Origin of the sequence: Streptomyces sp. NPDC093568 (assembly GCF_044764945.1) — a bacterium.
Lineage (GTDB): Bacteria > Actinomycetota > Actinomycetes > Streptomycetales > Streptomycetaceae > Streptomyces.
In genome coordinates, this window is sequence record NZ_JBIWJD010000009.1 from 275,912 (window position 1) to 296,698 (window position 20,787).

A 20,787-nucleotide genomic window follows, 5' to 3' on the forward strand; every position below is an offset into this window, starting at 1 on the left:
GCTACGACGAGACGGTGGCGGACGCCGAGACCGACGCCGACGCGGACACGTCCTCGCGGACGAACACCGACACCGCCGCCACAGCGGCCGCCTCCACCAGCGAGATCCCCCGCGCCTGCGTCGTGTTGTCGTCCGACAGCACGGCCACCAGGACGTCACGGCCGCCGGCCGTCACCCGCCCGACGCTGTTGATGTCCCACAGCCCGGTCGCCGTACGCGGCAGCCAGCCGTTCTTCAGCGCCCACGCGGAACCGTCGGCCGCCGCCGACACCCCCCACCGCTGATCCACGGCGATCCGCTCCATCAGACCGCGCAGATACGTCCGCGAGGCCTCGCTCAGCTCCGAGTCCGCCCCGAACACCTGCCGCAGCAGCCGCAGTTGATCGGCGGCGGTGGTCTGGGTCAGCCCCCACAGCATTCCGTCACCGCCCGAGGTCCCGGTGAGCCCGAAGCGCTTGTTCGCGGCGTTCAGCCCCTCGGCCGCGCCGATCGTGCGCCACAGCTCCGACGCGGAGGCGTTGTCGCTGTTCTCGATCATCGCGGTCGCGTACGACTTCTCCGCAGCCGTCAGCTCCCGCCCCTCGTCCTGCGCCTGGAGCAGCAGCGCGGCCAGGATGTCGACCTTCACGATGCTGGCGGTGTCGAAGGCGCCCTCGCCGTACGTGGCGCCCGAACCGGAGTCCAGGTCCAGCACGGCCACCGAGACCTCGGCCCCGTCCGGGACGTCCACCGCCTTCATGGCCGACGCCAGCAGCGCGTCGTAGTCCGTCGTCGGCCGCACCGCAGGTTCCACCGAGGCCTCCTCGCTCGCGGCCGCCGACGCAGACGCAGACGCCGACGGCGACGGTGACGGCGACGCGGTCGACGATACGGGCCGCATCCCGGAGTGCGCCCGCGCCTTCACATACGCCGTCCCCGCGGCCGTACTCCCGAGGACGACGGCGGTGGCGAGGGCGCCGTACAGCAGAGGACGGCTTCGGGGCGGGTGAGCGCGGCGGCCGCGGCAGGCTCTGGAGGACTCCATGCCCGCGATCGTCGGGCCCGTGCCTGTGCGTGCCGTTAGACGGACGTTAGATGTGTGTCAGAGAAACGGAGATCCCGGCCGGCCGTGTCACGGCGGGGTTTCCGGGGCCGCACAAGCGCAGCAGCATCCCCCCGATAGGGTCGGTGACCGTGGCGAACAAGAACATTCCCGACTCCCCCTTCTCCGACGACGACGGCACCGCCGACCCCCGGCTGAGCGCCGCGCTCGCGGCCTGGGCCGAGGACCGCACCGCCGAGGGCCCGGTGCTGGAGGCGCTCAAGGACGCCCGGCTGCTGGTGCCCGTCGTGGCCGTGCTCGGCGAGGTCGAGGAGGACGAGAACGGGCTGCGCCGCGAGAAGACCAGCGACATGGCCGTCCCCACCCTGAAGGCCGGCGATCGCACCGCCCTGCCCGCCTTCACGTCCACCGAGTCCCTCGCCCGCTGGGACCCGGCGGCCCGCCCCGTCGCCGTACCCCTGCACCAGGCCCTGCAGGCCGCGGCGCACGAGAAGGCCGACACGATCGTGCTGGACATGGCCGGTCCGGTGCCCTATGAGCTGACGGGGCGGGCGCTGCTCGCGCTCGCCGAGGGGCGCACCAGCTCCGACCCGCTGGCCGACCCGGCGGTCGTCGCGGCGGTGCGCGGCGCGGTCGCGGACGTGGGCGCGGTCCGGCGCGCGTATCTCGGCCCCGGCCGAGCGGACGGCACCCTCGCCCTGGTCTTCGAGCCCGCCGTACCGCGCGACGCCGGCGTGCACGCGGTCGCGCGGCGCCTCGCCGCCGACGAGACACTGAGGGCCCGCCTGGTGCGCGGCCTCGACCTGGCGGTACTCCCGGCCGAGGCGACGCCGCCGGGCGAGCCCCTGTACGTACGCGAGTGAACTAGCCGTAGACAGGACCCGTGTACTTCTCGCCCGGCCCCTGGCCCGGCTCGTCCGGGACGACCGACGCCTCGCGGAAGGCCAGCTGGAGCGACTTCAGGCCGTCGCGGAGCGGGGCGGCGTGGAAGGAGCTGATCTCGGTCGCGCTGCCGTCCAGGAGGCCGGCCAGGGCGTGGATCAGCTTGCGGGCCTCGTCCAGGTCCTTGTACTTGTCGCCCTCCTCGGTCAGACCGAGCTTGACGGCGGCGGCGCTCATCAGGTTGACGGCGACCGTCACGATCACCTCGACCGCGGGGACCTCGGCGATGTCGCGGGTCATCTCGTCGAAGCGGGGGGAATCAGCGGACTCAGGAGGGGTGTCACTCATGTCCCACACGATAGGGCCCGGTGCCGGCCGGTTCGCACCACCCCCGGGTAGCTGCTAACCTTGTGTGACGACCGGCTGGATACTCGAGTGTCCGGCCCACAAGTGGAGGCTCCGATCTCCCACCTGACCGTCCTCCGGGACGGCGGGTCACCCCGGTCAGGCGGCCACCATCGTTCCGTACGGACGATGGAGTCGCCCGAAAGCGCGCCCCGCGATCTCCGCGGCGGTGCTCCGGTAGTGCTTTGGAGCCCCGCCTGTGATCGTCCGGGGCATTTTTTGTGCTTCGGCGCGGTTAGGTCTTACGAACGAGACATACGCGGCTGTCCGCCAGACCGCCGTGTGGTGCTAACCGAGGAGGATCCATCAGCGCCGAGCCCCGCATCAACGACCGGATTCGCGTTCCCGAGGTGCGACTTGTCGGTCCCAGTGGCGAGCAGGTGGGCATTGTCCCGCTGGCCAAGGCACTGGAGCTTGCGCAGGAGTACGACCTGGACCTGGTCGAGGTCGCGGCGAACGCCCGTCCGCCCGTGTGCAAGCTCATGGACTACGGGAAGTTCAAGTACGAGTCGGCCATGAAGGCCCGTGAGGCGCGCAAGAACCAGGCGCACACGGTCATCAAGGAGATGAAGCTCCGGCCGAAGATCGACCCGCACGACTATGACACCAAGAAGGGTCACGTCGTCCGGTTCCTCAAGCAGGGCGACAAGGTCAAGATCACGATCATGTTCCGTGGTCGCGAGCAGTCCCGGCCGGAGCTCGGCTACCGACTGCTGCAGCGTCTCGCGGAGGACGTCCAGGAACTCGGTTTCGTCGAGTCGAACCCGAAGCAGGACGGCCGGAACATGATCATGGTTCTCGGTCCGCACAAGAAGAAGACCGAGGCGATGGCCGAGGCCCGCCAGGCGCAGGAAGCCCGCAAGGCAGAAGCGAAGGCCAACCCCGGCAAGTCGCAGAACGCCGCGGACTCCGAGACCGCCGAGGCCCCTGCCGAGGCTTCAGCCGAGGCGTGATCCCGGGGGACCCAGTCCCCAGGACGTAACCGATACAAGAGCGACGCTCCACCGTGCCCGGTTTCACGACCGGGCACCGGAGCGCCATCTACGAGGAGAGAACGGCGCTATGCCGAAGAACAAGTCGCACAGCGGTGCCAGCAAGCGCTTCAAGGTCACCGGCTCCGGCAAGGTGCTCCGTGAGCGCGCCGGCAAGCGCCACCTGCTCGAGCACAAGTCGTCCCGTCTGACGCGTCGCCTCACCGGCAACGCCGAGATGGCCCCGGGCGACGCCAAGAAGATCAAGAAGCTTCTCGGCAAGTGACGTACGCGGCGCCCGCTCCGCACGGAGCACCGAGCGCCGTACGTCTGGACCGGGACCCAATCGATACCGGGCCGTGTGAGTCCACCCACGGCCCCGCTACAAGGAGTTAAAAAGTGGCACGCGTCAAGCGGGCAGTGAACGCCCACAAGAAGCGCCGGGCGATCCTCGAGCAGGCCTCCGGCTACCGCGGTCAGCGTTCGCGCCTGTACCGCAAGGCCAAGGAGCAGGTCACCCACTCGCTGGTCTACAACTACAACGACCGCAAGAAGCGCAAGGGTGACTTCCGGCAGCTGTGGATCCAGCGCATCAACGCCGCTGCCCGCGCCAACGGCATCACGTACAACCGCTTCATCCAGGGTCTGAAGGCCGCGAACGTCGAGGTCGACCGCAAGATCCTGGCCGAGCTGGCCGTCAACGACGCCGGTGCGTTCGCGGCGCTGGTCGAGGTCGCGCAGAAGGCGCTGCCGGCGGACGTCAACGCCCCCAAGGCGGCGTGAAGCCCCGGCTGCTCTAGGCAGACGTGACTGAAGGGACCCGCAGGCCGAGGAGGTCTGCGGGTCCTGCTGTGTCCGTGAACTTCAGAACTGCAAGGTGAACCCATGCCTCCCGCCAGCCCCGAGCTGATCTCCCCCCGTTCCCCCCGCGTCTCCGCCGCCCGGCGGCTCGCCAAGCGGAACTTCCGGGGGAAGGAGCGGCTGTTCCTCGCGGAGGGGCCGCAGGCCGTACGGGAGGCCGCCGGGCACGCCGACACCCTGGTCGAGGTGTTCGCCACGGTCGACGCCGCCGAGCGCTACGCCGACATCATCGGCGAGGCCCGGGCCGTCGGAGCCCGGGTGCACCTCGCCGACGAGCAGGTGATCGCCGACATCTCGACCACCGTGACCCCGCAGGGGCTCGTCGGGATCTGCCGGTTCGTCGACACCCCGTTCGAGGAGATCCTCGCCGCCCGGCCGAAGCTCGTCGCCGTACTCGCGCACGTGCGTGACCCCGGGAACGCCGGGACCGTGCTGCGCTGCGCCGACGCCGCCGGGGCCGAGGCCGTCGTCCTCACCGACGCGTCGGTGGATCTGTACAACCCCAAGGCCGTGCGCGCCTCCGTCGGCTCCCTGTTCCACCTCCCGGTCGCCGTGGGCGTGCCCGTCGAGCGGGCCGTGGCCGCACTGGGGGACGCCGGGGTGCGGATCCTCGCCGCCGACGGCGCCGGTGACCGGGACCTCGACGACGAGCTCGACAAGGGCAGCATGGGCGGGCCGACCGCCTGGGTGTTCGGCAACGAGGCATGGGGGCTCCCGGAGGAGACCCGCGCGCTGGCCGACGCCGTCGTGCGCGTCCCCATCCACGGGAAGGCCGAGAGCCTGAACCTCGCCACCGCCGCGGCCGTATGTCTCTATGCGTCGGCCCGTGCACAGCGCGCCGCCGGAGGGTGCCGCAGCGTCACCGAAGGCTAGTAGGGTGACCAGCTCGGGGGCCCCTCAGCCGTCGTGAGAGGTGGGGTACGGGGATGAGTGTCGGCACGAGCAGCGCACCGGGGGCACGGGAGGTGCGGCGGCAGTCCGCGTCCCGGTCCGGTGACCCCGCCGAGCTCGGCTTCGATCCCGACGACCTGCCCGACGGCCTCGTCGTCGCCGACGAGCACGGTCACGTCGTCTGCTTCAACGCCGCCGCCGAGCGCATCACCTCCGTCCGCGCCGCCGACGCCCTCGGACAGCGGCTGGAGAAGGCCCTGCCGTTAGAGGACCTGGAGGGCCGGCGCTGGTGGCAGCTGACCGATCCCTACGGCGGGCTGGCCATCAGGAGCAGGCAGCCCGAGCGCAACCTCCTGCTGCCCGGCGGGCGCGAGGTACTCGTGTCCGCGCGCTACGTGCGCACCGAGCCCACCGGTCCGGTGCACCGCGTCGTCGTCTCCCTGCGGGACACCGAGGCCCGCCGCCGCACCGAGCGCAGCCACGCCGAGCTGATCGCGACCGTCGCCCACGAGCTGCGCTCGCCGCTCACCTCCGTCAAGGGCTTCACCGCCACGCTCCTCGCCAAATGGGAACGCTTCACCGACGACCAGAAGCGGCTCATGCTGGAGACCGTCGACGCCGACGCCGACCGCGTCACCCGGCTCATCGCCGAGCTGCTCGACATCTCACGGATCGACAGCGGGCGCCTTGAGGTGCGCCGCCAGCCCGTCGACATCGGTGCGGCCGTAGGGCGGCACATCCAGGCCTACGTCGCCGCCGGCCAGCCCGCCGACCGGTTCACGCTGCGCGTCGAGCAGCCGCTGCCCGCCCTCTGGGCCGACCCCGACAAGATCGACCAAGTGCTCAGCAACCTGATCGAAAATGCGGTGCGGCACGGCGACGGAACGGTCACCATTGACATCACGGCCACGGCGTCCCCCCGCGAGGGAGAGGACGTCGGCACGTCGGTCACGGTGAGCGACGAGGGGCCCGGCATCCCGGAGGAGTCCATGAACCGCGTCTTCACCCGCTTCTGGCGGGGCAGCAAGCGCGGCGGCACGGGCCTCGGGCTCTACATCGTCAAGGGAATCGTCGAGGCCCACGGCGGCGCCATCGAAGTCGGCCGTGCCCCCGGCGGCGGCGCGCAGTTCCGATTTACGTTGCCCGTGGCGGCACCGGCCTTCATGGCCTGAGGCACCACGGGCGCATTCGCGTTCCTCAACCCCGTTAGACTCGGCCTTTGGCACCTTTGTGTCCCAGGAACCAGGACGCTGTGTCCAAAAAACGCTGACGCACTGTCCACGGGTCGGTACGGGGACCATCCGCCAGCCAATCGGAAGCACGGGAAGAGATGTCGGCACCCAATAAGTCGTACGACCCTGTCGAGGTCGAGGCACTGAAACCGGAAGAGATCGAGCGCATGCGGGACGAGGCGCTCGCCGCCTTCGCCGCCGCGGACTCTCTCGACGCGCTCCAGGAGGCCAAGGTCGCCCACACCGGCGGCACCTCCCCGCTGGCCCTCGCCAACCGCGAGATCGGCGCCCTGCCCCCGCACGCCAAGGCCGAGGCCGGCAAGCGGGTAGGCCAGGCCCGGGGCGCGGTCAACAAGGGGCTCGCCGCCCGCCAGGCGGAGCTGGAGGCCGAGCGCGACCAGCGCGTGCTGGTCGAGGAGGCCGTGGACGTCACGCTGCCGTACGACCGCGTACCGGCCGGCGCCCGCCACCCGCTGACCACGCTCTCCGAGCGCATCGAGGACGTCTTCGTGGCCATGGGCTACGAGGTCGCCGAGGGCCCGCAGGTCGAGGCCGAGTGGTTCAACTTCGACGCCCTGAACATCGGCCCGGACCACCCCGCGCGCGGCGAGGCCGACACCTTCTTCGTGCAGGGCCCCGACGGCGGCACCGAGTCCGGTGTCGTGCTGCGCACGCACACCTCGCCCGTGCAGATCCGCTCCCTGCTCGACCGCGAGCTGCCGGTCTACGTGATCTGCCCCGGCCGCGTGTACCGCACCGACGAGCTGGACGCCACCCACACCCCGGTCTTCCACCAGGTCGAGCTGCTCGCCGTGGACGAGGGCCTCACCATGGCCGACCTCAAGGGCACCCTGGACCACATGGTGCAGTCCCTGTTCGGCGAGGGCATGAAGACCCGGCTGCGGCCCAACTTCTTCCCGTTCACCGAGCCGTCCGCCGAGATGGACATGGTGTGCTACGTCTGCCGCGGCGAGTCCGTCGGCAACCCCGACCGGCCCTGCCGTACCTGCTCCTCCGAGGGCTGGATCGAGCTCGGCGGCTGCGGCATGGTCAATCCGCGGGTCCTGACCGCCTGCGGCGTCGACCCGGAGAAGTACAGCGGCTTCGCCTTCGGGTTCGGCATCGAGCGGATGCTGATGTTCCGCCACAACGTCGAAGACATGCGAGACATGGTCGAGGGTGACGTCCGGTTCACCCGGCCGTTCGGGATGGAGATCTGATGCGGATCCCGCTTTCTTGGCTGCGGGAGTACGTCGACCTGCCGGCGACGGAGACCGGGCGCGACGTCCAGGCCAAGCTCATTTCCGCAGGCCTTGAGGTCGAGTCCGTCGAGCACCTCGGCGCCGACCTCAAGGGCCCGCTGGTCGTGGGCCAGGTGCTGACGATCGAGGAGCTGACGGAGTTCAAGAAGCCCATCCGCTTCTGCACCGTCGACGTCGGCCAGGCCAACGGCACCGGTGAGCCGCAGGAGATCGTCTGCGGCGCCCGGAACTTCCAGGTCGGCGACAAGGTCGTGGTCGTCCTCCCCGGCGCCACGCTGCCGGGCGGCTTCTCGATCTCCGCTCGCAAGACCTACGGCAAGACGTCCCACGGCATGATCTGCTCCAGCGACGAGCTGGGCATGGGCGACGACGGCACCAAGGGCATCATCGTGCTGCCGCCGGAGACCGAGGTCGGCAAGGACGCCATCGAGCTGCTCGAACTGGTCGACGAGGTCCTGGACATCGCCGTCACCGCCAACCGCGGCGACTGCCTGTCCATCCGCGGCGTCGCCCGCGAGACGGCCATCGCCTACGGCCTGCCGCTGCGCGACCCCGCGCTCCTCGACGTGCCCGGCCCGAACGCCTTCGGCTACCCCGTGCAGGTCTCGGACCCGATCGGCTGCGACCGCTTCACCGCACGCACGGTGACCGGCCTGAGCCCCGAGGCGCGCTCCCCGATCTGGCTGCGGCGCCGGCTGCAGAAGGTCGGCATGCGCCCGATCTCGCTCGCCGTCGACATCACCAACTACGTGATGATGGAGCTCGGCCAGCCGCTGCACGCCTACGACCGGGGCCTCGTCCAGGGCACCATCGGCGTGCGCCGGGCCGAGGAGGGCGAGAAGCTCGTCACCCTGGACGGCGTCGAGCGCAAGCTGCACGCCGAGGACCTGGTCATCACCGACGAGCGCGGCCCGATCGGCCTGGCCGGCGTGATGGGCGGCGCCAACACGGAGATCGCCGACCACGAGGACCTGGACAACGCCTCGACCGAGGTCGTCATCGAGGCCGCCCACTTCGACCAGGTCTCCATCGCGCGTACGGCCCGCCGCCACAAGCTGTCCACGGAGGCGTCCCGTCGCTTCGAGCGCGGTGTGGACCCGGCGGCCGCGGCCGCCGCCGCCCAGCGGACGGTGGACCTGCTGGTGCTGCTCGCGGGCGGCACCGCGGAAGGCGGTGTCACCGAGGTCATCACCCCGTCGGCGCCGCACACCATCACGGCTCCCGCCGACCACCCGGACAAGGTCGCCGGCGTCGAGTACGGCCGTGAGACCGTCGTACGGCGGCTGCAGGAGATCGGCTGCGACGTGTACGGGCAGGACGAGCTGATCGTCACCGTCCCGTCCTGGCGGCCCGACCTGCTCGAGCCGAACGACCTGGCCGAAGAGGTCATCCGCCTGGAGGGCTACGAGAACCTGCCCTCCACGCTGCCCAAGCTGCCCTCCGGCCGTGGCCTGACCCACCGTCAGCGGCTGCACCGCCGGGTGGGCCGCGCGCTGGCCGGGGCCGGCTTCGTCGAGGCGCCGAACTACCCCTTCGTCGCCGAGGGCGTCTTCGACCAGTTCGGCCTGGAGGCCGACGACCCGGCCCGCCGTGTCGTCAAGCTGGTCAACCCGCTCAACGACGAGGAGCCCGCACTGCGCACGTCGCTGCTGCCGGGTCTGCTCGGCGCGCTGCGGCGCAACGACGGGCGGGGCTCGCACGACCTGGCGCTGTTCGAGACGGGGCTGGTCTTCCACCCGCGTGCCGAGCAGGGCGCCGCGGGCCATCTGCCGGTCGACCGCCGTCCGACCGAGGAGGAGATCGCCGCGCTGAACGCCGTGCTGCCCGAGCAGCCGCGGCACGTGGCCGTCGTCCTCGCCGGTGCGCGCGAGCAGGCCGGCTGGTGGGGCAAGGGCCGTCCGGCCGACTGGGCCGACGCGGTCGAGGCCGCGCGGGTCGTGGCCCGTGAGGCCGGCGCCGAACTGGTCGTGCGGAGCGGGCAGTACGGGCCCTGGCACCCCGGCCGGTGCGCCGCGCTGGCGATCACCGTCGACGGCACCGAGCAGGTCATCGGCCACGCCGGTGAGCTGCACCCGCGGGTGCTGAAGGCCCTGGGTCTGCCCGCGCGCACCTGCGCGATGGAGCTGGATCTGGACGCGCTGGAGCAGGTCGGCGACGGCACGCCCCAGGCGCCGAGCATCTCCACGTTCCCCGTGGCCACGCAGGACGTCGCCCTCGTGGTGGACAAGCCGGTGCCGGCCGCCGAGGTCGAGGCCGCGCTGCGTGAGGGTGCGGGTGAACTCCTCGAAGGGATCCGGCTGTTCGACGTGTACGTCAACGACGAGCAGCTCGGCGACGGGAAGAAGTCGCTGGCGTACGCGCTGCGCTTCCGCGCGGGTGACCGGACGCTGACCGTCGACGAGGCGTCGGCCGCCCGGGATGCCGCGGTGGGCCTCGCGGGCGAGCGGACGGGAGCTGTCCTGAGGGGCTGATGGGGCGTTGCGGTCACCTCACTCAAAAGGGTGACTTCTCCGGGTGATCCGGTACTTCCGGGCTCTCCCTCGACAGAATCGGACCGGCCTTTCGGGGTCGGTCCGTCTGCGTTGTCAGGGCCTATTGGGGGGCCATCGGCATGTTCCGCATCAAGGGTCGGGTTCCCCGCAGGGTGAGCACGCTGGGGCTGCCCACCGCCTGGGGCGCGATGGCCGTCGCGTACAAGCTGTCCTGCCCGCTCGCCCAGGAGGACAGCCTCGGCGCCCGGGTCGTCACCAGTGCCGTCTTCTTCGCCGTGGGCACGGGGCTGATCATGCACGTCCGGCAGGCCCTGCTGCGCGAACTCCGGCAGGTCCGCAAGGTCGCCGGTGCCGCGCAGAGCGCGCTGCTGCGGCCGCTGCCCGCGCGCATCGACGGGCTGGACGTGGCCGCCGCCCAGCTCTCCGCGGATCGCAGCGCCTGTGTCGGCGGTGACCTGTACGAGGTCATCGCCACCGAACACGGCGTACGGGCGGTGATGGGCGACGTGCGCGGCCACGGCATCACCGCCATCGGCACGGTGGCCGCGGTCCTCGGCAGCTTCCGCGAGGCCGTGCACGACGAACCCGACCTCGGCGGGGTGCTGCACAGACTGGACCGGGCCCTGGCCCGCCATGTGCGCGAGACGTGCCGGGATCCGGACAGCCCGGCCGCCGAGGAGTTCGTCACGCTGCTGCTGCTGGAGATCGGGCCGGACGACGAGATCACCGTCCTCAACTGCGGTCATCCCTGGCCGTACCTGCTCAGCGGCGGCGGCGCCGAACCGCTCGCCCGCGCCGATCCGCTGCCACCCCTCGGCCTCTTCCCTCTCCCGGCGGAACCGACCCCCTTGCACTGCGGTTCCCTGCCGCCCGGCGACTGCCTGGTCCTGTACACGGACGGCGTCGAGGACGCGAGGGACGCGCGAGGCCGGTTCTTCTCCCTGCAGGCGGCGCTCGTCGGAGCCGTACGACAGGACCCGATCGCACCGCACCCCATCCTGCGCACCCTGTTCTCGGCCATCCTGCGCCACACCAGAGGAAGGCAGGCGGACGACATGGCGCTGCTCGTCCTGCGGAACGACCGAACGCCGGTTCAGTGCACGCCCCTGGGGGCGCGGGGAGCCGCGCGACAAGCCACGAACTAGTCGCAGCCGAACCACCACATCTGGCGCAACGGCGACCACGCATCTCACCGGTCTGGCCGGCGCGGCACGGCGTCGCCATCCGCCCAGCCACGGAGTGTCGGGCAGGCAGCTGGGCGGACGGCGCGGGTGCGGGCCGCCGCACTGTACGAGGGGGAGCCGACGGCCCGGCCGGCCTCTTGCGAGGCATTTCAGTCAACCGGTTGGAAACTCTCCGCGACAGCGCGCGCACCCTACGGATTCGAGCACTCCGTTCACACCCCGTGTGAAGCGGTTCGCACTACTCTGACGGCACCGAGCCACCGGGGGGCCACCATGCAGCCCAACACTCTGCTCGACGCGATCCTGGACGAGGCCGGGATCTCGCACGCGGGGCTGGCAGCGCACGTGAACCAGGCGGGGCGGGCGCGCGGGCTCGCGCTGAGATACGAACACACCGCCGTCGCGCGGTGGCTGAAGGGGCAGCGGCCGCGCGGTCAGGTGCCCGACCTGATCTGCGAGGTGCTGGCCGGCCGGCTGCACCGTACCGTCACGCTCGACGACATCGGCCTCGGCGTGCCCGGCGAGCCGAACTCCGCGCACACCACCTCGCTGTCCGGCTTCGTGGAGCGGGCCACCGCCCTGTGGCGCTCCGACGAGCAGCAGCGGCCCCACATCCTGGGCGCCCCCGCGGTCACCGGCACGCCCGCCGTGATGCCGGTGTGGGAGTGGGAGAACCCGCCGGAGGACGTGGACGTCTCGCGTGGGGGAAGACACCGGGTCACGCCCGCCGACCTCGACATGCTGCGGGCCGCCCGCACCCACTACGAGCAGATGTACCGCAAGGCGGGCGGCATAGCGACCCGCACCCGGATCGTCGGGTTCCTCAACGCCGAGGCCGCCCCGCTGCTGCGCGGCAGCTACACCGACGCGACGGGGCGTCAACTGCACCGGGCCACGGGCGGGCTGGTGGCGATCGCGGGGATCTGCGCGTACGACTCCGACGCGCACGGGCTCGCCCAGCGGTACTTCCACCAGGCGCTGCGGCTCGCGAAGGCCAGCGGGGACCGGGGACTTGGCGCGTATGTGATCGCGCTGCTGGTCAACCAGGCGTTGTTCATGCGGGAGTTCCGGCAGGCGGTCGCCTTCGCCGAGGCCGCGCTGCGGGCGGCCGGTAAGCACATCACCCCCGCGCTCGCCTCCGATCTGTACGCGATGCAGGCGAAGGCGTACGCCCACCTCGGCGACGGCACGAGCGCGCTGTCCTGCATCCGGCGTGCCGAGCAGGCCGCCGATCGTATCCACCGTGGATACGAACCGGACGAAACGGGCTATGTCCAGCCCGGACTCGTCAACGTCCAGGTGGCGGAGGCGCTGTTGAGCCTCGGAGAGCTGGCGGCCGCGGCGGAGCATGCCGCGGCGGCCGTGGACAACCCCGCCCACGACCGGGGCCGGGTGCACCGGCTGGCCATGCTCAGCACGATCGAGCTGCGTCAGGGCAACGCCGACAAAGCGGTGGCCACGGCGGTGCAGATGGCCGAGCAGGCGCGGGGAATGGAGTCCCAGCGCCTGCGCGACAGACTCCGGGCGGTGCGCGAACACCTGGTGCGAAGCGGCTGCGCGGGCACCGCCGAGGCCGCCGAACTCATCGACGGAGCACTGCGCGTACCGCTCTAGGCCGGTGCACGCGGGTACTCGAACACCGACACCTCATAGTCCCTGCTGCGATATTGCCACTTACTCGACGGAAGGTGGCAGAACCGTGCAGTGGACGAAACAGAACGAACAAACTGTGTATGAAAACCGCTGGTTCACCGTCAACCTGGCAGACGTGGAGCTGCCTGACGGCCGGCACCTGGATCACTTCCTGATACGGCTGCGGCCGGTCGCCGTGGCCACGGTGGTCAACGAGGCCAATGAAGTCCTCCTCCTGTGGCGCCACCGCTTCATCACCGACAGCTGGGGGTGGGAACTGGCGGCGGGCGTCGTCGAGGACGGTGAGGACATCGCCCGTGCGGCCGCCAGGGAACTGGAGGAGGAGACCGGCTGGCGGCCGGGACCCCTGCACCACCTGATGAGCGTGGAGCCGTCCAACGGGCTCACCGACGCCCGGCACCACATCTACTGGTCCGACGAGGGCGAGTACATCGGTCATCCCGTGGACGACTTCGAGTCGGACCGCCGCGAATGGGTCCCGCTCAAGCTCGTCCCCGACATGGTCGCCCGTGGGGAGGTCCCGGCCGCCAACATGGCGGCCGCGTTACTGATGCTGCACCATCTCAGGTTCGGCTAGTGCCCCACGGCCTGCCAGATCGCCACGACGAGAGCACCCACGGCGGTGAGGGCGGCGACCGCGGGCAGCGGCCAGCGCGTGTGTTCCAGTGTGTGGATCCGGGTGTTGAGGTCGTCGAGTTCCTTGGCGGTCTCCTCGGTGCGGTGCGTGAGCAGAGTCAGCCCGCCCTCCACGCGGGCGTAGGCGACGTCCAGGCGGCGTCGTAACTCTGCGAGTTCTCCAGATACGACTGGATGCTCGGGATCGGCGGTCACGTGTCCGCTCCTTTCCGTAGTCGTCTCGAATCCCTGGCATGCGCAGGGAAAGTGAACTCGCCTGGTGGGCGCCTGGGGAGAGTGTGCGAGGGGCATATGCGGGCCCGGAGCGCACACGGTGTGTGAATGGCGCGGGCCCGGCACCTTCTCGGTGCCGGGCCCGTGTACTTGGCCGGAATCTGACCGACCGTAATCAGCCGTGCGGAGATCAGCCGTACGTGTAGAAGCCGGAGCCGGTCTTGCGGCCCAGCCGGCCGGCGTCGACCATGCGCTGGAGCAGCGGGGGAGCGGCGTAGAGCGGCTCCTTGAACTCGTCGTACATGCTCTGCGCCACCGAGGCGACCGTGTCCAGGCCGATGAGGTCGGACAGCTTCAGCGGGCCCATCGGGTGGGCGCAGCCGAGCTCCATGCCGTTGTCGATGTCCTCCCGGCTGGCGATGCCCGTCTCGAACATCCGGATCGCGGAGAGGAGGTAGGGGATCAGCAGCGCGTTCACCACGAACCCGGAGCGGTCCTGGGCGCGGATGGCGTGCTTGCCCAGCAGCTTCTCGGCGAAGCTCTCGGCGCGGGCGATCGTGCCCTCGGAGGTGGTGAGCGCCGGGATCAGCTCGACCAGCTTCTGCACCGGGGCCGGGTTGAAGAAGTGGATGCCGATGACCTGGTCGGGGCGCGAGGTGGCGACCGCCAGCTTCACCAGCGGGATCGAGGAGGTGTTGGAGGCCAGGATCGCGTCCGGCCGGGTCACCACCTGGTCGAGCACCTGGAAGATCTCGGTCTTCACCTGCTCGTTCTCGACGACGGCCTCGATCACCAGGTCACGGTCGGCGAACTCGCCGAGATCGGTGGTGAACGACAGCCGTGCCAGCGTGGCGTCCCGCTCCTCCTCGCTGATCTTGCCGCGCTCGGCGGCCTTGGACAGGGAGTTGTACAGCCGGGTGCGGCCGATCTCCAGGGCCTCGCCGGTGGTCTCGGCGACCTTCACGTCCAGTCCGGCGCGGGCGCACACCTCGGCGATGCCCGCTCCCATCTGGCCGCAGCCCACCACGCCGACGCGTGCAATATCTCCCGAGATGCCGGTCACATCTGCCCCTTCGCTGATCCACGACTGCGACAGGTCCGCCGTTGTTCGGCGCCTGCTCCAAACCTGCACGTTACCTTCGGCGAAGCTTGATCGATCGTTCGGGTGCCGCATGAAAGGCTGACGCCGGGCCGGGTCCGGAACGCGCGGATCTGTCCCGGGGTGGGGCCCTTGACCACGGCACACGGAGGTACGGAGACGATGCTGCACCGGAAGTCGCGGATGTCACGTCGGGCGTTCACGGTGACCGCCCTGTCGGCAGTCGCGGCGGCGAGCGGGGCGATGGCGGCGGGCGCCGCGACGGGCGGTAAGGACCGGCACCGGCGGTACGGAACCCGTGAGATGCGCGGCGTGTGGATCGCGTCCGTGGCGAACCGGGACTGGCCCTCCAAGCCGGGGCTGACCGCCGGCCGGCAGCGCGCCGAACTGATCGCCCACCTGGACACGGCCGTGCGTCGTCGGCTGAACACGGTGGTCCTCCAGGTGCGGCCCACCGCCGACGCGCTGTGGCCCTCGCCGCACGAGCCGTGGTCGCTGGTGCTCACCGGGACGCAGGGCCGGGACCCCGGCTGGGACCCGCTCGGCACGGCCGTGGAGGAGGCGCACGCCCGCGGTCTCCAGTTGCACGCCTGGTTCAACCCGTACCGCATCGCCAACCACACCGACCTCGGCCGGCTCGCCGGGAATCACCCCGCCCGCGCGCACCCGGACTGGGTGGTGGCGTACGCCGGCAAGCTCTACTACAACCCCGGGCTGCCCGACGTCCGGGCGTTCGTGCGGCGGGCGATGCTGGACGCGGTGGAGAGGTACCCGGTCGACGCGGTCCACTTCGACGACTACTTCTACCCCTACCCGGTGGCGGGCCAGACCTTCGACGACGACGAGGCCTACGACACCCACGGCGGTGACTTCGAGGTCCGGGCCGACTGGCGGCGGGACAACATCGACAAGCTGGTCGAGGAGATGGCGGAGGGCATCCGGCGGATCAGGCCCACCACGCGGTTCGGGATCAGCCCGTTCGGGGTGTGGCGCAACGCGAGCACCGACCCGCTCGGCTCGGACACCCGCGGCGGTGTCCAGACGTACGACGATCTGTACGCGGACACCCGCAAGTGGGTCCGGGAGGGCTGGATCGACTACATCTGCCCGCAGCTGTACTGGAACATCGGCTTCGCCGCCGCCGACTACGCCAAGCTCCTGCCGTGGTGGGCCGAGGTCGCGCGGGGCAGCAGGACCAACCTCTTCATCGGGGAGGCCCTGTACAAGGCGGGCGACTCGGCGCAGCCCGCCGCCTGGCAGGATCCGGCCGAGCTGTCCCGGCACCTCACGCTCGCCAAGAAGCACCCGGAGGCGCGCGGACACATCTACTTCGCCGCGAAGGACGTCGCGGCGGACCGGATCGGGGCCATGGCGCGGGTGGTCGCCGACCACTACCAGCAGCCGGCGATCACCCCGCGTTGATCCGTCACCCGGTTCCTCGGCCCGGCAGCCTCGCCGGGCCGGTGGGACGGGTTACCTCGTGGTGTTCCTGTGCCGGATCTCGGTGTCGGGGCCGGGGGAGCACAGGCCCTCGTGCCCGTCCTCGAAGCGGACGCGGTACGGAGGGTTGCCCTCGTGGCCCAGGACTTCGACGATCTCGCCGACCTTGTCGTGTTGTCCGACCACCCTGCCGTGCTGGACAAGTTGGTCGCCCACGGTTGCACGCATCTGTCGGTCCTCCTCACCAGGTGTGGGAGCAGCGGTCCGTGGCCTTGAGTCTACGGCGCGGAGCGGTGGTGGGAAGTGGGTCGTCAGGGCCCGCTCAGCCTCGCGCCCGCTGGGTCACGGCGATGCACACAAGCACTGCCGCGGCCGTCAGCGGGGCGGCCACTGTCAGGTGCTCGCCCAGCAGCAGCACCGACCACACCAGTGTGAGCAGGGGCTGGGCCAACTGCAACTGGCTGGCCTTCGGGATGCCGATGGCCGCCATGCCCCGGTACCAGACGACCAGGCCCAGGAACTGCGAGCCCGCCGCGACCCACAGCAGTCCGCTCACGCCGTGCCAGGTCAGCCGGACGGGTTCGTACGACAGGGCGACCGCGGCGCCCGCGGCGGCGAGCGGCAGGCACAGCACCAGCGCCCAGCCGATCACCTGCCAGCCCGGCATGACCCGGGCCAGCCGGCCGCCCTCGGTGTATCCGGCGGCGCACACCAGCAGGGCCGCGAACAGGTACAGGTCGGCGGTGGTCAGGGCGCCGCCGCTCTGCTGCACGGTGAAGGCGACCACCGCGGCCGCTCCCACCAGAGCCGCCGTCCAGAAGGTGCGCGACGGGCGGGTGCCGACGCGAAGGGCGGAGAACAGCGCGGTCGTCAGCGGGAGGAGGCCGACCACGACGGCCGCGTGCGCGGTCGTGGAGGTCTGCAGGGCCAGCGTGCTGAACAGGGGGAAGCCGACGACCACCCCGGCCGCGACGACGGCGAGGCCGGCCCAGTGCCGGCGCTCGGGGAGGGGGATCCGCAGGGTGAGCAGACAGCCGCCCGCGATCAGCGCGGCGAGGACACAGCGCACGGCGACCAGGGACCAGGGCCCGAAGCCCTCCAGGCCCCAGGCGGTGGCGGGGAAGGTGAGGGAGAAGGCGGCGACGCCGAGCGCGGCCTGCAGGGTGCCGCCGACGGTCGCCGTCGCCGGGACGGCCGGGGTGGTGACTGCTATCGAGCTCGGGGCGGTAGCGCTACTCTTGGTCCTCATGCAAGAGCGTAGCAGTGTCGGCGAACTGGCGAATCTGTTGCGACGCGAACTCGACCGCTACTCACCGGGTGGAAAGCTCCCGTCGAGTCGTGCGCTGGTCGAGCGGTTCCGGGTGAGCCCGGTGACCGTCTCCCGAGCCCTGGCCCAGCTGGCCGCGGAGGGTCTCGTGGTCACCCGGCCCGGCGCCGGGGCGTTCCGGGCGGAGCAGCACGCGCGGGCCGCCGCCGTGGGGGACACCTCCTGGCAGGAGGTCACGCTCAGCGCGGACGGGGCGGCGGAGCTGGTGCCGCGCTCGGTCGACGCCTCTGGGGTGCTGGTCTCGCTCACCGCACCCGGGCCCGGCGTGATCGAGTTCAACGGCGGCTATCTGCACCAGTCGTTGCAGCCGGAGCGCGCGATGGCGGCCGCGCTGTCCCGGGCGGGCCGACGGCCCGGGGCGTGGGGAAGGCCGCCCATGGACGGGCTGCCGGAGCTGCGGGAGTGGTTCGCGCGCAGCATCGGCGGGCCGGGCGGCGCGGTCACGGCCGCCGAGGTGCTGATCACCGCGGGCGGCCAGTCGGCCCTGACGATCGCGCTCAGGGCGCTGGCGCCGCCGGGTGCGCCGGTGCTGGTGGAGTCGCCCACGTATCCGGGCATGCTGGCCATCGCCCGCGCGGCCGGCCTGCGCCCGGTCCCGGTCCCGGTCGACGCGGACGGTGTACGGCCGTCCCTGCTCGCCGACGCCTTCAAGGCGACCGATGCCCGGGTCTTCGTCTGCCAGCCGCTGTTCCAGAACCCGACCGGCGCGGTGCTCGCCCCCGACCGGCGCGGCGAGGTGCTGCGCATCGCGCGCGAGGCCGGCGCCTTCGTCGTCGAGGACGACTTCGTACGGCGGCTGGTGCACGAGGACGCGGGGCCGCTGCCGCGGCCGCTGGCCGCCGACGATCCCGACGGGGTCGTCGTGCACGTCTGCTCGCTGACCAAGGCGACCTCGCCGAGCTTCCGGGTGAGCGCGCTCGCCGCCCGCGGGCCGGTCCTGGAGCGGCTGCGCGCCATCCAGGTCGTCGACACCTTCTTCGTACCGCGACCGCTGCAGGAAGCGGCCGTCGAGCTGGTCGGCTCGCCCGCCTGGCCGCGTCATCTGCGGGCGATCTCGGCCGAGTTGAAGGCCCGCCGGGACACGATGACGGCCGCCCTGCGCCTGGACCTCCCCGGTCTCGCCCTCCCGTACATCCCGTCCGGCGGCTACCACCTGTGGCTGCGTCTGCCCGACGGCGCCGACGAGTCGGCCCTCACCTCCGCCGCCCTGCGCGCGGGCGTCGCGATCACGCCCGGCCGCCCGTACTTCAGCGCGGAACCTCCGGCCGGCCACGTCCGGTTGAGCTTCGCGGCGGTGGCGGGGACGGGGGAGATCACGGAGGGGGTGCGGCGGCTGCGGGTGGCGGGGGACGAGGTGCTCTAGGCGCGCGTCGGCCACATACCGCGCCCCTCGCCCAAGGAGATCCCCTCGATGCCGGGGCCCAAGGAGATCCCTTCGATGCCGGCGCCCAGGGAGATCCCTTCGATGCCGGCGCCCAAGGGGATCCCTTCGACGAGCGAGGAAATCCCTCGACGCCCGCGCCCCGTCCTGCGAGGCTCGCCGCATGACCGACACCCCGCCTCTCGCCGAGGGCTACGAGATCTCCGACGACCGGGACCGCGTCGACCGGGAGCTGGTGCACCGGTGGCTGTCCACCGACGCGTACTGGGCCCTCGGAAGGGCGCGCGAGCGGCAGGACCGGGCCATCGACGGGTCGTTGAACTTCGGGGTCTACGAGATCGTCTCGGGGGATCAGGTGGCGTATGCCCGGGTTGTCACCGACCGGGTGGCCTTCGCGTGGCTCTGCGATGTGTACGTGGACCCGTCGGTGCGCGGCAAGGGGATCGGGACGGCGCTCGTCGGGGCCGTACGCGAGCAGGTGCGGTCGTACGGCGTGAAGCGGATGCTGCTCGCCACGCACGACGCGCACGGGGTCTACGAGAAGCTGGGGTTCGCGCCGCTGGAGAGGCCTGATCAGTGGATGGCGCTTTCCTTCCAGGGTGCTTGAACCTTACAACTCCCCGATTTCCGGCGACTTGTCCGGCTGATCCTGACCCCGCGGTAAGGAAGCGCCAACCCTCGGTGACACCTGCACAACCACTCTTGACCTGGGCACTTCCGCGTCACACCATCGCCGCATGCCACTTCGTGTCACGTTCGTCGCCGCCGCGCGCAGCTCCTCGCTGCTCGGCGAGCGGTTCGAGGACGACCGGCCGCTGGACCAGGCCGGCTGGGACGAGGTACAGAGCGTCGCGCACAGCCTGTTGCCGCTGGCCGCGGCCGAGCTGCGCTACTGCTCGCCGACCCCGCGCAGCCGCGCCACCGGTGACGCCCTCGGCTACGCGCCGCTGGTGCAACTCGCCCTGCGTGACTGTGACATGGGCCGCTGGCGCGGGCTCACGCTCGGCGAGGCGATGGCCCGTGAGCCGGAGGCGGTGGACGCCTGGCTGGCGGACCCGCGCGGCACACCGCACGGCGGCGAGTCCCTGATCGCGTTCATCTCCCGGGTGGGCGGCTGGCTCGACACCCGGCCGGTGGACGACAGCGGCCGTATCGTCGCCGTGGCCGAGCCGTCGGTGATCCGCGCCGCGCTCGTCTACGCGCTCAAGGCGCCCCCCTCGACGTACTGGAACATCGACGTACGTCCCCTGTCGACGACCACCGTCACCGGCCGCGGCGGTCGCTGGAACCTCCGCCTCGACGGGGTGCCGGCTCAGTCCTCGCGCGTGTAGTCGGTGGTGAGGACCAGGTCCTTGACCGGGCCGCGCACCCGCCACACGCTCCGCCAGTGGTCCGCGTCGAGGACGGTGAACTCACCCCGGTAGAGGTCGGCCGCGCAGGGGTGGTCGGCGATGTGGTGGCCGGACGCCAGGTCCAGGTCATGGAAGGGCCGGCCGTCGGAGAAGCGCACATCCGCCGTTCCCGGTGAGGCCCCGGGCAGAAAGCGCAGCGTCCGCTCGGCCGGGCGCGGGACGCCCCGCCAGACGAAGACGCCGGCCTCGTGGTGCAGCAGTCCGCCGCCCTCCAGCGGGTCGAAGACCGTGATGCCGGAGAACTCGCCCGTCTCCTCGCTCGCGAGGTCCCGTACGGACCGCACGGCCCGCCAGCTCCCGGCCAGATACGTCAGCGCATCCCGTACCGGCCAGAACTCGCCCATCCGTTCCACCGTCCCGACCCTTCCGGCCCTTCCGACACTTTCGAAACCCCGCGCGACCCG

General features: G+C 71.5%; 21 protein-coding genes and 1 pseudogene. 15 read left to right on the forward strand and 7 right to left on the reverse strand.

The annotated features are described in order from the left end of the window. Position 1 precedes the first annotated feature (1 nt). Positions 2 to 1,024, reverse strand: a complete 1,023-nt coding sequence (locus ACIRD7_RS32560; RefSeq protein WP_403459221.1) for a serine hydrolase — start codon at positions 1,022 to 1,024, stop codon at positions 2 to 4. Between the two features lie 149 nt (positions 1,025 to 1,173). On the opposite strand from ACIRD7_RS32560, the gene ACIRD7_RS32565 reads away from it, so the two are divergent. Then, entirely contained in the window at positions 1,174 to 1,905 is a 732-nt protein-coding gene (locus ACIRD7_RS32565; RefSeq protein ID WP_403459222.1) for an SseB family protein, read from the forward strand. Between the two features lies 1 nt (position 1,906). Here the strand turns inward: ACIRD7_RS32565 and ACIRD7_RS32570 are convergent, their stop codons facing one another. Beyond that, positions 1,907 to 2,272 carry a DUF1844 domain-containing protein gene (locus tag ACIRD7_RS32570; RefSeq protein ID WP_403459223.1) on the reverse strand — a complete coding sequence of 122 codons (366 nt, stop codon included), beginning with the start codon at positions 2,270 to 2,272 and terminating at the stop codon, positions 1,907 to 1,909. Positions 2,273 to 2,609: 337 nt separating this feature from the next. On the opposite strand from ACIRD7_RS32570, the pseudogene infC reads away from it, so the two are divergent. From infC to ACIRD7_RS32620, 10 genes and pseudogenes are all read left to right on the forward strand, one after another. Continuing rightward, positions 2,610 to 3,282 (forward strand): annotated as a pseudogene (infC, locus tag ACIRD7_RS32575) (translation initiation factor IF-3). Between the two features lie 109 nt (positions 3,283 to 3,391). Continuing rightward, positions 3,392 to 3,586, forward strand: coding sequence for a 50S ribosomal protein L35 (gene rpmI / locus ACIRD7_RS32580; RefSeq protein ID WP_007829094.1), 195 nt, complete (start codon positions 3,392 to 3,394; stop codon positions 3,584 to 3,586). 113 nt (positions 3,587 to 3,699) lie between these two features. Beyond that, positions 3,700 to 4,083, forward strand: coding sequence for a 50S ribosomal protein L20 (gene rplT, locus ACIRD7_RS32585; protein WP_055492778.1), 384 nt, complete (start codon positions 3,700 to 3,702; stop codon positions 4,081 to 4,083). A gap of 102 nt (positions 4,084 to 4,185) precedes the next feature. After that, positions 4,186 to 5,034 carry a TrmH family RNA methyltransferase gene (locus tag ACIRD7_RS32590; RefSeq protein WP_403459224.1) on the forward strand — a complete coding sequence of 283 codons (849 nt, stop codon included), beginning with the start codon at positions 4,186 to 4,188 and terminating at the stop codon, positions 5,032 to 5,034. Positions 5,035 to 5,087: 53 nt separating this feature from the next. Then, entirely contained in the window at positions 5,088 to 6,224 is a 1,137-nt protein-coding gene (locus ACIRD7_RS32595; protein WP_403459225.1) for an ATP-binding protein, read from the forward strand. A gap of 158 nt (positions 6,225 to 6,382) precedes the next feature. Then, positions 6,383 to 7,504: a phenylalanine--tRNA ligase subunit alpha gene (gene pheS, locus ACIRD7_RS32600; RefSeq protein WP_403459226.1), complete on the forward strand. Its 1,122-nt coding sequence runs from the start codon at positions 6,383 to 6,385 to the stop codon at positions 7,502 to 7,504. Then, a complete protein-coding gene (gene pheT, locus ACIRD7_RS32605; RefSeq protein ID WP_403459227.1) occupies positions 7,504 to 10,017 on the forward strand; it encodes a phenylalanine--tRNA ligase subunit beta in 2,514 nt (837 codons plus the stop codon). Before pheS ends, pheT begins: the two co-directional genes overlap by 1 nt. A 140-nt stretch (positions 10,018 to 10,157) precedes the next feature. Further along, positions 10,158 to 11,183, forward strand: a complete 1,026-nt coding sequence (locus ACIRD7_RS32610; protein WP_403459228.1) for a PP2C family protein-serine/threonine phosphatase — start codon at positions 10,158 to 10,160, stop codon at positions 11,181 to 11,183. 312 nt (positions 11,184 to 11,495) lie between these two features. Beyond that, positions 11,496 to 12,836 (forward strand): transcriptional regulator, encoded by a 1,341-nt coding sequence (locus ACIRD7_RS32615; RefSeq protein WP_403459229.1) that lies wholly within the window; start codon positions 11,496 to 11,498, stop codon positions 12,834 to 12,836. An 85-nt stretch (positions 12,837 to 12,921) separates the two neighbouring features. After that, positions 12,922 to 13,452 (forward strand): NUDIX hydrolase, encoded by a 531-nt coding sequence (locus ACIRD7_RS32620; RefSeq protein WP_403459230.1) that lies wholly within the window; start codon positions 12,922 to 12,924, stop codon positions 13,450 to 13,452. On the opposite strand, the gene ACIRD7_RS32625 is transcribed toward ACIRD7_RS32620, so the two are convergent. Together ACIRD7_RS32625 and ACIRD7_RS32630 are read right to left on the reverse strand one after the other, a co-directional pair. Next, positions 13,449 to 13,706 (reverse strand): hypothetical protein, encoded by a 258-nt coding sequence (locus ACIRD7_RS32625; protein WP_030952282.1) that lies wholly within the window; start codon positions 13,704 to 13,706, stop codon positions 13,449 to 13,451. The two genes, ACIRD7_RS32620 and ACIRD7_RS32625, sit on opposite strands and share 4 nt — an antisense overlap. A gap of 208 nt (positions 13,707 to 13,914) precedes the next feature. Further along, a complete protein-coding gene (locus ACIRD7_RS32630) occupies positions 13,915 to 14,787 on the reverse strand; it encodes a 3-hydroxybutyryl-CoA dehydrogenase (RefSeq protein ID WP_403459232.1) in 873 nt (290 codons plus the stop codon). Positions 14,788 to 14,985: 198 nt separating this feature from the next. On the opposite strand from ACIRD7_RS32630, the gene ACIRD7_RS32635 reads away from it, so the two are divergent. Beyond that, a complete protein-coding gene (locus tag ACIRD7_RS32635; RefSeq protein WP_403459387.1) occupies positions 14,986 to 16,245 on the forward strand; it encodes a glycoside hydrolase family 10 protein in 1,260 nt (419 codons plus the stop codon). Positions 16,246 to 16,296: 51 nt separating this feature from the next. Here ACIRD7_RS32635 and ACIRD7_RS32640 read toward each other — a convergent pair whose 3' ends face one another. Both ACIRD7_RS32640 and ACIRD7_RS32645 read right to left on the reverse strand, forming a co-directional pair. Further along, positions 16,297 to 16,491, reverse strand: a complete 195-nt coding sequence (locus tag ACIRD7_RS32640; RefSeq protein ID WP_403459234.1) for a DUF1918 domain-containing protein — start codon at positions 16,489 to 16,491, stop codon at positions 16,297 to 16,299. 94 nt (positions 16,492 to 16,585) lie between these two features. Then, positions 16,586 to 17,512, reverse strand: coding sequence for a DMT family transporter (locus ACIRD7_RS32645; protein WP_403459236.1), 927 nt, complete (start codon positions 17,510 to 17,512; stop codon positions 16,586 to 16,588). Here ACIRD7_RS32645 and ACIRD7_RS32650 point away from each other — a divergent pair. The 3 genes from ACIRD7_RS32650 (at position 17,511) to ACIRD7_RS32660 (ending at position 20,302) form a co-directional block, all read left to right on the forward strand. Next, positions 17,511 to 18,953 carry a PLP-dependent aminotransferase family protein gene (locus ACIRD7_RS32650; RefSeq protein ID WP_403459237.1) on the forward strand — a complete coding sequence of 481 codons (1,443 nt, stop codon included), beginning with the start codon at positions 17,511 to 17,513 and terminating at the stop codon, positions 18,951 to 18,953. The genes ACIRD7_RS32645 and ACIRD7_RS32650 overlap by 2 nt on opposite strands. Before the next feature lie 181 nt (positions 18,954 to 19,134). Next, a complete protein-coding gene (locus tag ACIRD7_RS32655; protein ID WP_403459239.1) occupies positions 19,135 to 19,578 on the forward strand; it encodes a GNAT family N-acetyltransferase in 444 nt (147 codons plus the stop codon). Positions 19,579 to 19,708: 130 nt separating this feature from the next. Beyond that, a complete protein-coding gene (locus tag ACIRD7_RS32660) occupies positions 19,709 to 20,302 on the forward strand; it encodes a histidine phosphatase family protein (protein ID WP_403459240.1) in 594 nt (197 codons plus the stop codon). Here the strand turns inward: ACIRD7_RS32660 and ACIRD7_RS32665 are convergent. Further along, the gene (locus ACIRD7_RS32665) at positions 20,284 to 20,727 is read right to left on the reverse strand and encodes a DUF6314 family protein (protein WP_403459241.1); all 444 of its coding nucleotides are present in this window, start codon (positions 20,725 to 20,727) and stop codon (positions 20,284 to 20,286) included. The genes ACIRD7_RS32660 and ACIRD7_RS32665 overlap by 19 nt on opposite strands. Between the last annotated feature and the right edge of the window lie 60 nt (positions 20,728 to 20,787).